This is a genomic window from Ochrobactrum sp. RH2CCR150 (genome assembly GCA_014138095.1).
Classification (GTDB): Bacteria; Pseudomonadota; Alphaproteobacteria; order Rhizobiales; family Rhizobiaceae; genus Brucella; species Brucella gambitense.
The window spans coordinates 481,665-497,974 of record JACGXE010000002.1 but is presented as its reverse complement, the minus strand read 5'-3'; the positions used below and the strand labels follow the sequence as shown (position 1 = coordinate 497,974).

Below are 16,310 nucleotides of genomic sequence, written 5' to 3'. Positions count from 1 at the left end.
TTGTTGTTCGATGCCGAAACCTTATTCGACGTCGGCAGCTTCCAGAGCGATTGCGACCGACTGGATGATCGACGCAAAACGTGCAGCCGTCTGAATGACTTCCGTCGTCACATTGGCCTTGCGCAGCACATCTTCATGCGCGTCAATGCACATGCCGCAACCGTTGATCGCCGACACGGCAAGCGACCAGAGTTCGAAATCGACCTTGTCCACGCCCGGATTGCCGATCACATTCATGCGCAGCTTGGCTGGCAGTGTGCGGTAATCCTTGTTGGAGGCCAGATGCACGAAGCGGTAATAGACATTGTTCATGCCCATAATGGACGCAGCCGACTTTGCAGCCTGAACCACCGATGCGTCAACCTTGCCAACAGCCTCGGCGGTCAGCGCCTTGCGCACCTCGGCATTGCGCGAAGCGATGCCGCAAGCCACGAACAGACCGTATTTCTGCTGCGGGGTCAGCGTTTCGTCGCTGGCCATGGACGACAGGTTGAGGCGGACATCCTTGGCGAAATCCGGGATTTTTGACTTCAGATCGTCAATCGACATGGAACCCTCTTAGTGCTTATTGCTGGATAAAAGAAAGGCGGGCCTTAACCCGCCTTTTGATTGGTTGTGCGAGGCAGATCAGGCTGCCTTCAGCGTGTCGCCACCGACTTCGCGGTTGCAAGGGCACAGTTCGTCGGTCTGCAGAGCATCGAGAACGCGCAGCGTGTCCTTCGGAGCGCGCCCAACATTGAGGTTGGTTGCGTAAACGTGCTGAATCGTGTTGTCCGGATCAACAACGAAGGTGTAGCGGTAGGCAACGCCATCTGGCGAACGAACGCCGAGGCCGTCAACCAGCGAACCATTGGTGTCTGCAAACGACCAGATCGGCAGCTTGTCGAGATCCTTGTGGTCGCGACGCCATGCCAGCTTCACGAATTCATTGTCGGTAGAACCGCCGAGAACAACAGCGTCACGGTCTTCGAAATCCGAAGCCAGACGGGCAAATTCTGCGATTTCGGTCGGGCAGACGAAGGTGAAATCCTTCGGGTAGAAGAAGATAACCTTCCACTTGCCTTCGAAGCTCGTTTCCGTCAGCTCTTCGAATGCCGAAACACCGTTTTCTTCGTGATGGTTGAAGCCGGGCTTTACGCCGGTGACCTTGAAAGAGGGAAGCTTATCGCCAATACCGAGCATCTTAACACCTGCCTGTAAATTCTATAGATATTCAGAAAGTTCAGAATTTTCAGAACTTTCTGCTTGCGAGTCATCTATAGTCGGCTTGCTCCTATCGGTCAAAGCGATTAAAGCGATTGTTCATATCGATTATAACGATAAGCCCTTCATTTCATGCTCAATATCAGCGTCCGCCAACTCCACTATTTTCTCTCGCTCGTACAGGCAGGCTCCTTTTCGCGCGCCGCTGATGCCGTTGGCGTAACCCAGTCGACATTAAGCGCGGCTATTCAGGCGCTGGAAGCAGAACTGGGCGTCACATTGATCGACCGTACGGGCCGACGCATGCAGCTATTGCCTGCCGGAGAGGATTTTCTGGCTCGCGCCCGTGATATTGTTGCGCGCATCGAAGAACTGCCCGAACATGCGCGACAGGCCGAGCGTCCGCTGACCACGCGCCTGCGGCTGGGCGTCATTCCCTCTGTCGCGCCCTTCTTCCTGCCGAAAGTTCTGCCTGCGACGGCCAAAGCCTTTCCCGAGCTGCAACTGACAGTTCGCGAAGGGCTGACGCGCAGCCTGCTGGAAAGCCTGCGCTCCGGCACGCTGGATGTCGCGCTCGTGGCGCACCCCTATGATCTCGACGAATTCGAAATGGCGGAAATCGGGCATGATCCGTTTTTCCTTGCCGTGCGTCGCGATCATGCACTCGCCAACCGGGATCACGTCGATGCCGACGACGTGCTGGACGAACCGTTTCTGCTGCTGGAAAGCGGCCATTGCCTGCGTGAACATGTGATGGCGGCCATCGGCTCAAAGCCTGCGCAAAGCGGCGGCGACGTGCACGCGACCAGCATCATGACGCTGGTTCAGCTCGTACAGTTCGGCATGGGCGTCACGCTGTTACCGGAGCTGGCGGTCAAGGCCAATGTGGCGCGCGGCACCGATCTCAGCATCGTGCCCTATGAAGGCAAGAACAATTATCGCTCGCTGGTTCTGGCGTGGCGGGCAAATGCGGCCCGGCGCAACGAATTCCAGTTATTCGCCAGCCATCTGCGTGACAACTGCATGGGCGGCGAAGCCTGACAGTGACTACAGAACACCCCAGGCGCGGAAACGACCGCGCCCCGTCATTTCCCGCAGGTTGAGTTCACTGACCAACTTCAACGCGCCCTGCTGCGTGACTTGCAATTCCTTCTCGATCATCTGGCTTGAAACCAGCGGATTGTTCAGGATCAGCTCCATCAATTGCGGCAAACGCGATGAGGAGCGGCGGCCCTTCAGCTTGCGCTGCAACTGCTCGCGCGCCAGCATCAGGCGGTCATGCTCCTTCATGCCCGCTTCGGCAGCTTCTTCGATTGCCGCCAGAAAAACCTTGAGGCGCATCAGCCGGTTCGGCGCACGGCGCTCATTGGGCTTTTTCGTCTGCAATCCGACACTGATCGCTGGCAGGTGATGGGCGGCAATGCCCGACTGGCTCAGGAACGACGCCGTCAACAGGCGGCCAATCCAGGATGAACGCTGCACCACCTGCATCGAAAACCAGGCGTCATGCATGATTGCGGCGCGCAAGAGCGGCGGCAAATGCCGGGTTGAATCGAAGATATCGCGCCATTCTTGCAGACGTTCGGCCTCGTCCCAGTCGTCTTCATAGATCAGCGTATCGCGTGGCAACGGCTTCGGCTTGCGGGCTTCACTCGTCACGCCTTTCAACAGGGCATCAGTCCGCGCCAGAAGCGCATCGATATCATCGAGCAGCGGATCACTGTCATCATCGTCGGACAGGATGGATGGCTCCGGCTCCGGTGTTTCGGCGATATCGGGGTTAAGCCCCAAGAGCTGCCGCATACCGACAGGGCTCATCGCCCAGCCTGCAGCACGGCTCGCAATCTGGCGGCGCATGCGCAGCACCGCATGGGCGACGGTCAGGGCATGGCTCGGCGTGCGGCTATCCATCAGCGCATCATGGAGTACGAGGTCTTCCAGATGCACCAGTTCGCCTTCCAGCCACATGGATGAAACGGCGTCATGCATATGCATGCGCCGTATCAATCCGTCACATATGGCAGAACGCGCCAGCCGCTCATCCAGCCGTGTCAGCGCGGCAGTCGCGCCAGTCACGGCCAGGAAAAGTTCCTCAAGCGGCAGGTCATCGATTTTGTAAGCCATATCCGCATATCGCAGCCTCGCGACCGGAAAGGCAAACGGAAATCAACGCTTAAGCCAGAACGTCCGCAACTTTCACCGTGCGCCCCTCTTTAACCGAGCGCAAAGCCGCCTCGGCCAGTGCCAAGGCCTGCAAGCCATCCTCGGCGGAAGGCGACGGCGCTTTGCCGCTATCCAGCGCATCGATGAAAGACGCGATTTCTGCCGCATAGGCCTGTGTATAGCGCGTCATGAAGAAATCGTGCAGCGGCGGGCGGGTGTAACCATCCTTCGAAGCCACCTCAATCGATACCGGACGCTGGTTTTCCGCCGATGCCGCACCCAGCGATCCATGCACTTCGATACGCTGATCGTAGCCATAGGAAGCGCGACGCGAATTGGAGATAACGCATTGACGACCGGACGCCGTTGTCAGGATGACGCTGGCACTATCAAAATCGCCAAGTTCTCCAATTTTCGGGTCCACGAGCACCGAGGCCGAAGCCGAAACGCTGTCGATCTCCTCGCCGAGAAGAAAACGCGCCATGTCGAAATCATGGATCGTCATGTCGCGGAAAATCCCGCCTGAAACCTTGATATATTCGGCTGGCGGCGCGCCGGGATCGCGGCTCGTGATCGTCACCATTTCGACCTTGCCGATCTGGCCGTCATCAATCGCCTTGCGGACGGCTGCAAAATGCGGATCGAAACGGCGGTTGAAGCCGAGCATCACCTTCGCGCCCGTCTCCTTGATAACTTTCAGGCAAGCGCGCACCCGGGCGATGTCGAGATCAATCGGTTTTTCGCAGAACACGGCCTTGCCCGCCCGCGCAAAGCGCTCGATCAGATCGGCATGGGTGTTGGTCGGCGTGCAGATCAGCACGGCGTCAACGTCATCCGACTTTTCGATCTCTTCGATTGTGCGCACTTGCGCACCGGCGGCGTCGGCAATGGCATGCGCCGCCGCTTCATTGGCGTCGGCGACCGCGACCAGTCTGGCGCGCCTGTCCGACGCTATCGCGCCCGCATGAACCTTGCCGATGCGACCTGCGCCAAGCAGTGCCAGACGTGTCACCATTGCCTTATTCCTCCCAGGAAACAGCCGTTGGACGGCTACAAAAATGCTTGATATTCCCACCGATGCATTTACCGCTAAATTGCCCCGTTTATTGGGGATCACGCGCAAGGCATATTGGAATATTTATTCTATTTTGCTAGAATGTAGCATAAAGATTGTCAAGATACCCTTTTGGAAAGTCCGCAATGGATAGTGTATCCGCTTCATCCCCAGCCCCGACGACCGTCAAGGAATTTGAAGCGCGTCTGCTGGAAGTTTCAGACCGTCTGCCGAAACGGCTCAAGCAATGCGCGGATTTTGTCGCAGCCAATCAGGACCGTATCGCGGTTTCGACAGTTGCGGAAATGGCCGACGGCGCGGGCGTTCAAAGCTCTGCCTTCATGCGGTTCTGCCAATTGCTCGGCTTTTCCGGCTTTTCGGAAATGCAGAAGCTTTTCCGCGAATCCTATGCCGGCGGCTGGCCGGATTACTCGACCCGCCTTGAACATCTGCGGGAGACGGCAGCCAACAGCGCACCTGCCTTGCTGGCCGAATTTGCCGAAGCCGGGCGCACATCACTTGAAAGCCTGCTCAAGACCATAGAACCGGAAGCGCTTGAAAGGGCCGTCGAGATTCTCGCGCGCGCAGAGACGATCCATCTGGTCGGTATCCGCCGCGCATTTCCGGTGGCAAGCTATCTCGCTTATGCGCTGGAAAAGATGCAGGTTCCGGCCATGCTGCACAGCGCTGTCGGCAAGCTGGAAAACATGCACGCCATCCGCAAAGGCGATGTGCTTTTGGCGATCACCTTTTCCCCCTACTCCGCTGAAACCGTCGAGATGGCGGAATCAGCCGCCGCACGCGGCATCGATGTCGTGGGTATCACGGATACCATCGTCAGCCCCCTGAGCAAGCTTTCACGCCAGACCTTACTGGTGTCCGAAGTGGATTTCGGCGCTTTCCGCTCTCTTTCCGCCACTCTCTGCCTCGCCATTGCGCTTGCAGTCGCAGTCGGCACCGCCCGCCAATCAGGCTAGAGCGGTTCCAGTTAAAGCGGAATCGTGGAACCGCTCTATCTATTTGTTTCTACGCATTGTCCTACGCAAAACCGCTACGCACTTTTGCTGGAAATGCTTGCATTCTATTTTTCGGTTGAAATGGAATAATAAATCCATTTTAATCAGAAATGGAATAACTGCTATGCGCACAGAATCGCATTGCGGTCATCATAAGAGGTGCCGAGGGAGGAAGCGCATTTCATGGAGAAGCCGCTCGACTTGATAACGATTGGCCGGTCTTCGGTGGACCTCTATGGCGCGCAGATCGGCGGCCTTCTCGAAGATATGGCCTCCTTCAACAAATATGTTGGCGGCTCACCGACCAATATCGCGACGGGCACCGCCCGGCTCGGCCTCAAATCCGCGCTGATCACGCGGGTCGGCGACGAACATATGGGCCGTTTCCTGCTGCACGAGTTGGAACGGGAAGGCGTGGACACACGCGGCATCGTCACCGATCCGCAACGTTTGACCGCACTCGTCATTCTCGGCATACGTGACCAGCAGCATTTCCCGCTCATTTTCTACCGCGAGAACTGCGCCGACATGGCGCTTTGCGAAGACGATATCGACCCGGATTTCATCGCTGAGGCCGGATGTGTTCTCGCAACCGGCACCCATCTGTCGCATCCGCGCACAGAAGCGGCGGTCCTCAAGGCGTTGCGCCTTGCGCGCCAGAATGGCAGCCGCACCGCGCTCGATATCGACTTTCGTCCCAATCTCTGGGGCCTGTCGGGGCATGGCGATGGCGAAAACCGTTTCATCGAGTCGGTAGCCGTCACGGCAAAGCTGCAATCGAGCCTGCCGCTGTTTGACCTCATCGTCGGCACGGAAGAAGAGTTTCACATTGCGGGTGGCTCGACCGACACGCTCGCAGCCCTCAACGCTGTTCGCAAGATCACCGATGCCGTCCTTGTCTGCAAACGCGGGCCGATGGGTGCGGTGGTTTTCGAAGGCGATATTCCGGACGATCTCGACAAGGGCCAAAGCGGCGAAGGCTTTCCCATCGAAGTTTTCAATGTGCTGGGTGCAGGCGACGGCTTTATGTCCGGTCTGCTGCGCGGCTGGCTGAAAGGCGAAGACTGGCCGACCAGCCTGAAATTCGCCAATGCCTGCGGCGCCTTCGCCGTCTCCCGGCATGGCTGCACACCCGCTTATCCAAGCTGGGAAGAAATGCAATATTTCTTCCGCACCGGCATTCGCGATCAGGCGCTTCGCAAGGATGCGCAACTGGAACAGGTGCACTGGTCCACCAACCGCAATGGTGAGTGGCCACATATGCGGGTCTTTGCTTTCGATCATCGCATACAGTTGGAAGAAATGGCTGCCGAAGCTGGCGTGGATAACACCAAGATCGGCGAATTCAAACGTTTGTGCCTCGACGCCGCCTTGCAGGTTTCCGGCGGAAGCGGCGGCTATGGCATTCTGTGCGATGGCAGGCTGGGCCGTGATGCGCTCTATCGCGCGGCTGGTTCCGGACTATGGATCGGACGACCAACAGAATGGCCGGGATCACGCCCGCTGAAGCTTGAACCGGACCTTGGCGCGGATTGCGGTGGGCTCGTGGAATGGCCGGTCGAGCATGTGGTGAAGCTCCTGTGCTTCTACCACCCAGACGATACCGCAGACATGAAGGCTGAACAGGAAGCCACCGTCAAACGGCTTTTCACGGCGGCGCGACGCAACCGGCTGGAATTCCTGCTGGAGATCATTCCTTCCAAGGCAGGCCCCGTCGATGACGAGACTGCGGCGCGCGTCATTCAGCGTTTCTACGATATCGGCGTCTATCCCGACTGGTGGAAGCTGGAACCGATGAAGACCAAGGCGGCTTGGGCCAATGCCTGTGAAGCCATCACCCGCAACGATCCATACACCCGTGGTATTGTCGTCCTTGGGCTTGACGCACCAGCGGAGGAGCTGGAATCGAGCCTCGCAATTGCGGCAGGCTTCGATCTTGTGAAAGGCTTTGCCGTCGGCAGAACCATCTTTGGTGACGCAGCGCGCAAATGGCTGAACGGCAAGATCAGCGATGATGAGGCCATTGCCGAAATGGTCGCGCGCTACAAAAACCTGTGCGATGTCTGGGACAAAGTGCGCAGACACTGATTCATATGTCGGGAGGAGACATGACAACCGTTCGACTGACCGCCGCGCAAGCGCTGGTGCGTTATCTCGCGAACCAGATGACGCCGGAAGGCGACACATTCATCGCAGGCGTCTGGGCTATTTTCGGGCATGGCAATGTGGCGGGGCTAGGCGAAGCGCTTTACGGCATCCGCGAGCAACTGCCGACATGGCGCGGCCATAACGAGCAGACCATGGCCCATGCGGCCATTGCCTATACCAAGCAGCTTGGCCGGAAGCGCGCCTGCGCCGTCACATCCTCCATCGGCCCCGGCGCGACCAATATGGTAACGGCGGCGGCATTGGCCCATGTGAACCGCCTGCCCGTTCTGCTCATTCCGGGCGATGTTTTTGCCAATCGCGGTCCTGATCCTGTGCTTCAGCAAATCGAGGATTTTGGCGACGGCACCATGACCGTCAATGACTGTTTCCGCCCGGTGAGCCGCTATTTCGACCGCATCACCCGACCGGAACAGCTTCTCACTGCCTTGCCCCGCGCCTTCCGCACCATGACCGACCCTGCCGATTGCGGCCCGGTGACGCTCGCTTTCTGTCAGGATGTTCAAACGGAAGCCTATGACTGGCCGCTGGAATTCTTTGTGCCCAAAGTCTGGCATTGGCGTCGCCCTCCACCGGATGAGCTGGAGCTGGCAACCGCCATCGCAGCCATAAAGAGTGCATCCAAGCCCGTGATCGTCGCGGGCGGCGGCGTGCATTATTCCGGCGCATATGAGGCTTTGAAACAATTTGCCGAAACGCACGGCATTCCCGTCATCGAAACGCAGGCGGGGAAATCCGCGTTGCCATGGGATCACGCGCTCAATTTTGGCCCGGTCGGCGTGACAGGTGCTGATAGCGCCAATGCCGTTGCCGCCGAAGCGGATCTGGTGATCGGCGTTGGCACCCGCTTTCAGGATTTCACCACCGGCTCATGGGCTCTGTTCAAGCATCCCGGACGCAAGCTGCTATCGCTCAACGTACAGCCCTATGACGGGTCCAAGCACAATGCGCTCCCTTTGGTGGCGGATGCGCGGATCGGGTTGCAGGCACTCGGAGCCGGGCTTTCTGGCTACAAGCGCCAGCCGGTAGACACGCGCTTGAAAGACAAATGGTTTGCCGATGCAGACCGGATCACCGCTGCGCCGGAGGAGGGCAATGCCCTGCCCACCGACATGCAGATCATCGGTGCCGTGCAACGCCAGTCACGCGACAATACGGTTGTCATGTGCGCAGCCGGTACGATGCCGGGCGAGTTGCACCAGCTGTGGAAGGCCGGGCGCGCCATGTCCTATCATATGGAATATGGCTTCTCCTGCATGGGCTATGAGATTGCGGGCGGCCTTGGCATCAAGATGGCGGAGCCGGATAGGGATGTCATCGTCATGGTTGGCGATGGCTCCTACATGATGGCGAATTCCGAACTCGCGACCGCCGTCATGCTTGGCCAGAAAATCACCGTTGTCCTGACCGACAACCGGGGCTTTGGCTGCATCAACAGGCTGCAGATGGCCACCGGCGGCGCAGAGTTCAACAATCTGCTCGACCATTCGGCCCATGTGAACCCGTCGCAGATCGACTTCGCCGCGCATGCCCGTGCCATGGGTGCGGATACGCGCAAGGTTACCTCGATCAAGGAACTGGAAGCGGCCCTTGCCGAAACGCGCGAGAGCCTGCGGACAAGCGTTATCGTCATCGATACCGACCCCTATCCGACGCCCGGCACCGGCGGCTGGTGGTGGGATGTCGCCGTGCCGGAAGTATCGGAGCGTGAACAGGTGCGCGCAGCCCGCCGTGACTATGAAGCCCAGCTCAAGGAAAGAAACTGACCGATGATCCTTTACGGCACCAATCCCATTGCCTGGTCCAATGATGACGACCGCAGCCTTGGCGCGCATATCACGCTGGACCAATGCCTTGATGAAGCAGCGAAAATCGGCTTCGACGGCATAGAAAAGGGCCATAAATTCCCGCAGGAGCCACAAGCCCTCAAGGCTGTACTGGAACCGCGCGGTTTGCGTTATGTCTCCGGCTGGCACTCGCTTAACCTGCTCGTCAATTCGGTCGAAGACGAGAAGGCCGCGATGCAGCCAGCGCTCGATCTTCTGAAAGCCATGGGCTCGAAGGTGATCATCGTCTGCGAAACCTCCAACGCCATTCATGGTGACAATGACAAGCCGCTTTCCGAGCGCCCTGTGCTGGAAGAGGCCCGCTGGGCAGCCTTCGGCGCAGGCGTTGAAGCGCTGGCTGCCCATGCGGCGGCACAGGGGATCGCGCTCGTCTATCACCACCATATGGGCACGATTGTGCAAAGCGAGGACGAAATCGACTTGCTGATGCAACATACCGGCCCGGCAACCAAACTCCTGCTCGACACCGGCCACTGCCTGTTCGGAGGCGGCGATCCTGAGCGCGCAGCAAAAAAGCATATGGCGCGCGTCGGTCATATCCACGCCAAGAATGTTCGCCCGACCATTGCAACCGAAGTCAGCGACCAGAGCCTGTCCTTCCTTGAAGGCGTGCGTCGCGGCGTATTCACGGTTCCCGGCGACAAGGACGGTGCAGTCGATTTCGTGCCCGTTCTGAAGCAAGCAGCCGGACACGGCTATCAGGGCTGGCTCGTCATCGAAGCCGAACAGGACCCGGATATCCGCAACCCGTTCGAATATCAGACGCTTGGGCTGAAATCGCTGAAAGCATTCGCCAGGGAAGCAGGGCTCGACAAGGGAGACTGAGACATGGCCAATCTGTTACGCAAGCCACAGGGCGCGCATGGCAAAGTCCACGACATCACACCGGAAAGCGCCGAATGGGGCTATGTCGGCTTCGGCCTCTACCGGCTGAAACCGGGCGACACGGTCTCTGAGCGCACCGACGACACCGAGGTCATTCTGGTTCTGGTGGAAGGCAAGGCCAGAATTACCGCATCCGGCGAAGATTTCGGCGATATGGGCGAACGCATGAGCGTTTTCGACAAGCTGCCGCCGCACTGCGTCTATGTTCCAGCCGAAAGCGACTGGATCGCCATGGCCACGACCGATTGCGTCCTCGCCGTCTGCACCGCGCCGGGCAAACCCGGACGCAAGGCGCAGAAACTTGGCCCCGAAGGCCTGACGCTGGAGCAGCGCGGCAAGGGCGCCAACACGCGCTACATCCACAATATCGCGATGGAAGGCCGCGACGTTGCCGACAGCCTGCTGGTTACGGAAGTGTTCACGCCACAGGGCAACTGGTCGTCTTACCCGCCGCACCGGCATGACGAGGACAATTATCCGGATATGACCTATCTGGAGGAGACTTATTACCACCGGCTCAATCCGGCGCAGGGCTATGGCATCCAGCGTGTCTTCACCGAAGACGGCAGTCTTGATGAGACCATGGCCGTTTCAGATGGTGATGTCGTGCTGGTTCCGAAAGGGCATCACCCCTGCAGTTCGCCCTATGGCTATGAGATGTATTATCTCAATGTCATGGCCGGACCGCTGCGCAAATGGCGCTTTAAGAACCATCCAGACCATGACTGGATTTATCAGCGCGATAATCCAACCTCATAGAAGGTGAGGGTAAAGATGGCAATGCTGCCAGCTTGATAGAACTTTATTAAAACCTCTAATTTGATTTACAAATGGTCAAGTTTAGAGGATACAATGGCAAGATTGGTAAGAATATATAACACAACCTACCGCAAGTATTTAGCATATCTTCCCGAACCAACAGACAATGGGACATATACAGTTCTATTGTTGGAAGACGACGCAAATATCAATGCTGACTATATATGGCATTTGAATCGGATGGCTGAAAACGTCTTCACTCTTGAAGTACCACATCTTGATGCCCAACTGATTCAGCTCGGCGACAACAACCCAAACATCCCTAACGGATCGTCTTGCGCGTGGCTTGTCAAACGGAGATCTCAATCGCCGATGGAGCTCATTTACGATCGCGATGCGGAGACTATCACCACCAATACTGGATCAGTCTCCGAGTATCTCTCTGGTATACCCAACGATCCATATGCCTATTTTGTTGGGCGAAGTGTTGACCAATGGGAAATCCAAGATGCCTAAAAAAAGCCCCGGATTTCCGGGGCTTTTTCTTATAGTCCAGCGACTTTCTTCAGATCATCCACTGCGCCGGGACCGGCAACGAAGACTTTGTTCCCCTTGGTGAGGTTTTCACCATCGGTCGGAAAAGGATGGGTGTAACCGCCAGCCTCGCGCACAAGGCAGATGCCCGCCATGCAGTCCCAAGCGCGCATAAAGGGCTCGTAATAACCAACGAGACGCCCTGCTGCCACATAGGCAATCATCAGCGCGCCAGAACCGTTGCGAATGAACGTGCCGCCTGCTTCAAGCAGGTTCTCGACTATCTTCGCAATCGTCTGCGGGGTGACGTGATGGTTTGCACCAATACCGGTAACCGCATTGCGAATGGTGCGCGACGGATCGAGCGTCAGCGTCTTGCCGTTGAGGGTCGCGCCCTGCCCTTCAGCTGATACATAAAGCTCGTCGAAGCATGGCGCATAGATGACACCGACAACGGGTTCACCATCCTTGAGAACAGCAATGGAAACGCACCAGCTCGGCATGCCATTGACGAAGGGGCTGGTGCCATCAATGGGATCGACCACCCAGGTATAACCGGAAGATCCCCCGTTCAGCCCGAACTCTTCACCGAGAAATCCGTCTTCGGCAAATTCATCCGAAACCCGGGCGCGAATGAGCTGCTCGACATCACGATCTGCGATAGACACCACATCCTGCAAGTCGCCCTTGGTTTCGATCACCAGCGTCTCGCGACGATTAAAATAATCCAGCGCCTTTGCACCCGCTTTTTGCGCGAGGGCCTGTGCAAGAGCAAGCCGCGTGTCGAGATCCTGTCGAGATTGCAAAGTCATGGCTGTTTCCCAGTGAGAATCGAACGAATGAACGTTCGATGCGCCTATCCTTCTCCGATGACAAATCTATGAACGCAAAGAAAAAGGCGGCACGAAAGCCGCCTTTTCCAAACATTCAAATGACAAGCAATCAGCCGATTGCCATCAGGCTGGCATTGCCGCCCGCAGCCGTCGTGTTGATCGAGGTGGAAACCTCTTCCAACAGCCAGTTGAGGCAGTAAGCGTCGTCCTTTGCGGCCAGTTCTTCCGTCGATGCAGCCTGCGTCAGAACCAACGGTCCCGGCAGCCCTGCGATCTTCTGGTTGACCTCCAGAATACGCGCGCTGTCGCCTTCAACAAGCGCACCGGCGAAAGGCGCATCCGCCTGCCAGTCCTTGCTCCAGCTGATGCGGGCAACGACACTGGCCGGAAGGTCTTTCAGGCTTGCCTGCAAGCCAGAAGCCGCATCGATCGCCGCCGTGTTGCCAGTAGCGAGTACTGCGGTCAGCTGGCGATAGAGACCGATTTCGGTCTGCGGAACCAGCAGTATGCGGCCGCGCGGATGCAGCGCATAGAGGTTGCGTTCGCCGACCGGACCCGGCAGCTCGATATCGAGACCAAGCGCCGAAACACTGCCCGTCTCACGCGCTGCCTGCGCCAGATCATTCATGCCGCGCTGACCAAGCCACTTTGCGAAATCTTTGAGCGCTGCGTCAGTGTGAACCGAGCTGTGACGCGGCGGGATCGGCGCGGTATCGACCAAGCGTCCAAGATAGAGCGGACCGCCAGCCTTCGGGCCGGTGCCGGACAGGCCCCGACCGCCAAAAGGCTGCACGCCGACAATCGCACCGATGACGTTGCGGTTGATATAGATGTTACCGACACGGATACGATCGGCGACATTGGCGATGGTTTCGTCAAGGCGCGTATGCAGACCGAAGGTCAGGCCATAGCCCGTTGCGTTGATATCGTCGATCAGGCGCTCCATGTCGTCGCGCTTGTAGCGCACCACATGCAGAACCGGGCCGAACACTTCACGCTTCAGATCGCGCAGTGTTTCGATTTCGATAATGGTCGGTGCAACATAGGTACCCTTGGCCGTTTCCGGTCCAAGCGGAAGCTGTTCAACCTTGCGGCCAAGCTCACGCATGCCCTGAATGTGCTTTTCGATGATGCCCTTGGCTTCGTCAGTAATGACCGGACCAATATCGACCTTCAGCTTGTCGGTGCGACCGATGGACAGTTCGCGCAGCGCGCCCTTCAGCATAGCCAGAATGCGGTCGGCCACGTCTTCCTGCAGGCAGAGCACACGCAGCGCCGAGCAACGCTGACCGGCGCTGTCGAAAGCGGAAGCGATAACGTCGAAGACGACCTGCTCGGCGAGAGCCGAAGAATCGACGATCATCGCGTTCTGGCCGCCGGTTTCGGCGATCAGCGGAATCGGCTTGCCATTTGGCAGCAGACGGGACGCAAGCTGGGCCTGAATGAGACGCGCAACTTCGGTCGAGCCGGTGAACATCACGCCACAGGTTTCCGGCGCGGCAACCAGTGCTGCACCGATACGGCCATCGCCTGGCAGAAGCTGAAGTGCATCAGCTGGAATACCGGCTTCATGCAGGATGCGCACGCCCTGCGCAGCAATCAGCGGCGTTTCTTCGGCAGGCTTCGCCAGAACCGGATTGCCAGCGACAAGTGCTGCAGCAATCTGGCCGGTGAAGATAGCGAGCGGGAAGTTCCACGGGCTGATGCAGACGATAGGACCGAGCGCCCTATGGGCAACGCCAAATGTGCGACGGGTCTGTTCGGCGTAATAACGCAGGAAGTCGATGGCTTCGCGCACTTCGGCAATAGCGTTCGGCATGGACTTGCCAGCTTCACGCATCACAAGACCAAGAAGCTCCGGCATGTCGCGCTGCATGATGTCGGCTGCGCGATCAAGGCAGGCAGCGCGCTCAGTGGGCGCAACCGCCGACCAGCTTGCAGTCGCAGTCTTTGCGACAGCCATCGCCTTGGCAACATCGGCGGCATCGATTTCCGTAACCGTGCCGACAACATCTTCGCGATCACCCGGGTTGAGTACCGGACGGCTTGCGCCCTTGACCTTAGCGCCTGCAACCTGCGGCTCGGATGTCCAGTTGCGATCTGCCGTTGCTTCAAGCTTCTTGCTCAGCGCATCGAGCGTCACTTCGTTGGACAGGTCGAAACCGGCAGAATTCTGGCGAGCGCCATAGAGGCCTTCCGGCAGCGCAATCTGGTCATGGCGCGCACCGACGACAGCCATGGAGCGCACGACCTCGACCGGATCGGCAACGAGTTCATCGACCGACACGTTTTCATCGCCAATGCGATTGACGAAGGACGAGTTTGCGCCATTTTCGAGCAGACGGCGGACCAGATAGGCCAGCAGCGTTTCATGCGTACCAACCGGCGCATAAATGCGGGCCGGACGGCCAAGCTTGGACGGGCCGACAACTTCGTCATAAAGCGGCTCGCCCATGCCGTGCAGGCACTGGAATTCAAACTGGCCGGTTTTGAAATCCTGTCCGGCAATGTGATAGATCGTCGCCAGCGTCTGCGCATTGTGGGTCGCAAACTGCGGGAAGACGGCATCGGTTGTCGCCAGCAGCTTGCGGGCGCAGGCGATGTAGGAAACGTCGGTGTGCACCTTGCGGGTATAGACCGGGAAGTCTTCCAGACCGTCCACCTGCGCGCGCTTGATTTCGGCATCCCAATAGGCACCCTTCACCAGACGCACCATGACGCGGCGCTTGTTACTCCGAGCCAGATCGATGATAAAATCGAGCACAAACGGGCAGCGCTTGCCATAGGCCTGCACCACGAAGCCAATGCCTTCCCAATCGGCCAGATCCGGATCTTCGATCAGGCTCTGCAACAGATCGAGCGACAGTTCCAGACGGTCGGCTTCTTCAGCATCAATATTGAGACCGATATTGTAGGACTTGGCGATTGCAGCAAGCGCCTTCACCTTGGGCAGCAATTCACCCATGACGCGTTCGCTCTGCGAGCGGACATAACGCGGATGCAGCGCCGAAAGCTTGATGGAAATGCCGGGACCGTCATAGATGCCACGCCCGGCAGAAGCGCGGCCAATGGCGTGAATGGCTGTTTCGTAATCCTTGTAGTAACGCTCGGCGTCGGCAGCGGTGGTCGCAGCCTCGCCCAGCATGTCGTAGGAATAACGGAAACCGCGCTCTTCCAGCGGCTTGGCGCGCTTCAGCGCTTCGTCGATGGTTTCGCCGGTGACGAACTGCTCGCCCATCATGCGCATGGCCATATCGACGCCACGACGGATGACCGGCTCGCCGCAGCGGGCGATAAGGCGCGTCAGCGCAGCCGAAAGGCCGCGATCGTTGACGGTGTTGGTGAGCTTGCCCGTGACGACGAGGCCCCAGGTTGCCGCATTGACGAACAGCGAACGACCGCCGCCAATATGGGACTTCCAGTCGCCATTGGAAATCTTGTCGCGGATGAGCGCATCGCGGGTTGCCATGTCCGGAATACGCAGCAGCGCTTCGGCAAGGCACATCAGCGCCACGCCTTCCTGGCTCGACAGCGAATATTCATGCACCAGACCTTCAACGCCGGTGCCCTTGTGCTTGGCGCGCAGCGCCTCGATCAGCTTGCGAGCGGTAGCACGAACGGATTTGCGGGTTTCTTCCGGGAGCGTCGCCTGCTCAACCAGAGCCGTCACACATTCCGCTTCCGAGCGGCGATAGGCGCTCGTAATAATCTGACGCAGAGCGCTCTGCTCGCGGATCGGCGGCGCAAAATTCTGGAAAACCGGATTTGTTGAAGCAGGAATTTTATCGGTCATGATGCAAGGCTCGCAAAAGAGAACAGGCCCGGGCGTAGCGCCCAGTTTACCTCTGTT

At 58.3% G+C, this 16,310-nt stretch carries 13 protein-coding genes; 7 read left to right on the top strand and 6 right to left on the bottom strand.

The genetic code is table 11. The features are described 5' to 3' along the window. Positions 1-21: 21 nt before the first annotated feature. Together FHW03_RS05950 and FHW03_RS05945 are read right to left on the bottom strand one after the other, a co-directional pair. Positions 22-549: a carboxymuconolactone decarboxylase family protein gene (locus FHW03_RS05950; RefSeq protein ID WP_182519784.1), complete on the bottom strand. Its 528-nt coding sequence runs from the start codon at positions 547-549 to the stop codon at positions 22-24. Positions 550-627: 78 nt separating this feature from the next. After that, positions 628-1,182 carry a peroxiredoxin gene (locus tag FHW03_RS05945; RefSeq protein WP_078336808.1) on the bottom strand — a complete coding sequence of 185 codons (555 nt, stop codon included), beginning with the start codon at positions 1,180-1,182 and terminating at the stop codon, positions 628-630. 153 nt (positions 1,183-1,335) lie between these two features. On the opposite strand from FHW03_RS05945, the gene FHW03_RS05940 reads away from it, so the two are divergent. Beyond that, positions 1,336-2,244 (top strand): hydrogen peroxide-inducible genes activator, encoded by a 909-nt coding sequence (locus tag FHW03_RS05940; protein ID WP_182519783.1) that lies wholly within the window; start codon positions 1,336-1,338, stop codon positions 2,242-2,244. A 6-nt stretch (positions 2,245-2,250) separates the two neighbouring features. Here FHW03_RS05940 and FHW03_RS05935 read toward each other — a convergent pair whose 3' ends face one another. Both FHW03_RS05935 and iolG read right to left on the bottom strand, forming a co-directional pair. After that, complete coding sequence (locus FHW03_RS05935; protein WP_182519782.1) at positions 2,251-3,327, bottom strand: RHE_PE00001 family protein; 1,077 nt, start codon at positions 3,325-3,327, stop codon at positions 2,251-2,253. A gap of 49 nt (positions 3,328-3,376) precedes the next feature. Next, positions 3,377-4,381 (bottom strand): inositol 2-dehydrogenase, encoded by a 1,005-nt coding sequence (iolG, locus tag FHW03_RS05930; protein ID WP_182519781.1) that lies wholly within the window; start codon positions 4,379-4,381, stop codon positions 3,377-3,379. Between the two features lie 185 nt (positions 4,382-4,566). On the opposite strand from iolG, the gene FHW03_RS05925 reads away from it, so the two are divergent. The 6 genes from FHW03_RS05925 to FHW03_RS05900 all read left to right on the top strand — a co-directional run bounded on the left by FHW03_RS05925 (position 4,567) and on the right by FHW03_RS05900 (position 11,609). Next, positions 4,567-5,397: a MurR/RpiR family transcriptional regulator gene (locus FHW03_RS05925; RefSeq protein ID WP_182519780.1), complete on the top strand. Its 831-nt coding sequence runs from the start codon at positions 4,567-4,569 to the stop codon at positions 5,395-5,397. A gap of 222 nt (positions 5,398-5,619) precedes the next feature. Beyond that, positions 5,620-7,524, top strand: a complete 1,905-nt coding sequence (gene iolC / locus FHW03_RS05920) for a 5-dehydro-2-deoxygluconokinase (RefSeq protein ID WP_182519779.1) — start codon at positions 5,620-5,622, stop codon at positions 7,522-7,524. A gap of 20 nt (positions 7,525-7,544) precedes the next feature. Further along, positions 7,545-9,368, top strand: a complete 1,824-nt coding sequence (gene iolD / locus FHW03_RS05915) for a 3D-(3,5/4)-trihydroxycyclohexane-1,2-dione acylhydrolase (decyclizing) (protein WP_182519778.1) — start codon at positions 7,545-7,547, stop codon at positions 9,366-9,368. Between the two features lie 3 nt (positions 9,369-9,371). Beyond that, positions 9,372-10,274 carry a myo-inosose-2 dehydratase gene (iolE, locus tag FHW03_RS05910; RefSeq protein ID WP_182519777.1) on the top strand — a complete coding sequence of 301 codons (903 nt, stop codon included), beginning with the start codon at positions 9,372-9,374 and terminating at the stop codon, positions 10,272-10,274. A 3-nt stretch (positions 10,275-10,277) separates the two neighbouring features. Next, positions 10,278-11,093, top strand: coding sequence for a 5-deoxy-glucuronate isomerase (gene iolB / locus FHW03_RS05905; RefSeq protein ID WP_182519776.1), 816 nt, complete (start codon positions 10,278-10,280; stop codon positions 11,091-11,093). Between the two features lie 93 nt (positions 11,094-11,186). Then, positions 11,187-11,609, top strand: a complete 423-nt coding sequence (locus FHW03_RS05900; RefSeq protein ID WP_182519775.1) for a hypothetical protein — start codon at positions 11,187-11,189, stop codon at positions 11,607-11,609. A 29-nt stretch (positions 11,610-11,638) separates the two neighbouring features. Here the strand turns inward: FHW03_RS05900 and FHW03_RS05895 are convergent, their stop codons facing one another. Together FHW03_RS05895 and putA are read right to left on the bottom strand one after the other, a co-directional pair. Next, the gene (locus FHW03_RS05895) at positions 11,639-12,439 is read right to left on the bottom strand and encodes an inositol monophosphatase family protein (protein WP_182519774.1); all 801 of its coding nucleotides are present in this window, start codon (positions 12,437-12,439) and stop codon (positions 11,639-11,641) included. 130 nt (positions 12,440-12,569) lie between these two features. Next, positions 12,570-16,253: a trifunctional transcriptional regulator/proline dehydrogenase/L-glutamate gamma-semialdehyde dehydrogenase gene (putA, locus tag FHW03_RS05890; protein WP_182519773.1), complete on the bottom strand. Its 3,684-nt coding sequence runs from the start codon at positions 16,251-16,253 to the stop codon at positions 12,570-12,572. Positions 16,254-16,310 lie beyond the last annotated feature (57 nt).

What these genes read in the sequence shown, in the direction of transcription:
- FHW03_RS05950 (WP_182519784.1), bottom strand. Translation starts at nt 549, where the DNA reads ATGTCGATTGACGATCTGAAGTCAAAAATCCCGGATTTCGCCAAGGAT.
- FHW03_RS05945 (WP_078336808.1), bottom strand. Translation starts at nt 1,182, where the DNA reads ATGCTCGGTATTGGCGATAAGCTTCCCTCTTTCAAGGTCACCGGCGTA.
- FHW03_RS05940 (WP_182519783.1), top strand. Translation starts at nt 1,336, where the DNA reads ATGCTCAATATCAGCGTCCGCCAACTCCACTATTTTCTCTCGCTCGTA.
- FHW03_RS05935 (WP_182519782.1), bottom strand. Translation starts at nt 3,327, where the DNA reads ATGGCTTACAAAATCGATGACCTGCCGCTTGAGGAACTTTTCCTGGCC.
- iolG (WP_182519781.1), bottom strand. Translation starts at nt 4,381, where the DNA reads ATGGTGACACGTCTGGCACTGCTTGGCGCAGGTCGCATCGGCAAGGTT.
- FHW03_RS05925 (WP_182519780.1), top strand. Translation starts at nt 4,567, where the DNA reads ATGGATAGTGTATCCGCTTCATCCCCAGCCCCGACGACCGTCAAGGAA.
- iolC (WP_182519779.1), top strand. Translation starts at nt 5,620, where the DNA reads ATGGAGAAGCCGCTCGACTTGATAACGATTGGCCGGTCTTCGGTGGAC.
- iolD (WP_182519778.1), top strand. Translation starts at nt 7,545, where the DNA reads ATGACAACCGTTCGACTGACCGCCGCGCAAGCGCTGGTGCGTTATCTC.
- iolE (WP_182519777.1), top strand. Translation starts at nt 9,372, where the DNA reads ATGATCCTTTACGGCACCAATCCCATTGCCTGGTCCAATGATGACGAC.
- iolB (WP_182519776.1), top strand. Translation starts at nt 10,278, where the DNA reads ATGGCCAATCTGTTACGCAAGCCACAGGGCGCGCATGGCAAAGTCCAC.
- FHW03_RS05900 (WP_182519775.1), top strand. Translation starts at nt 11,187, where the DNA reads ATGGCAAGATTGGTAAGAATATATAACACAACCTACCGCAAGTATTTA.
- FHW03_RS05895 (WP_182519774.1), bottom strand. Translation starts at nt 12,439, where the DNA reads ATGACTTTGCAATCTCGACAGGATCTCGACACGCGGCTTGCTCTTGCA.
- putA (WP_182519773.1), bottom strand. Translation starts at nt 16,253, where the DNA reads ATGACCGATAAAATTCCTGCTTCAACAAATCCGGTTTTCCAGAATTTT.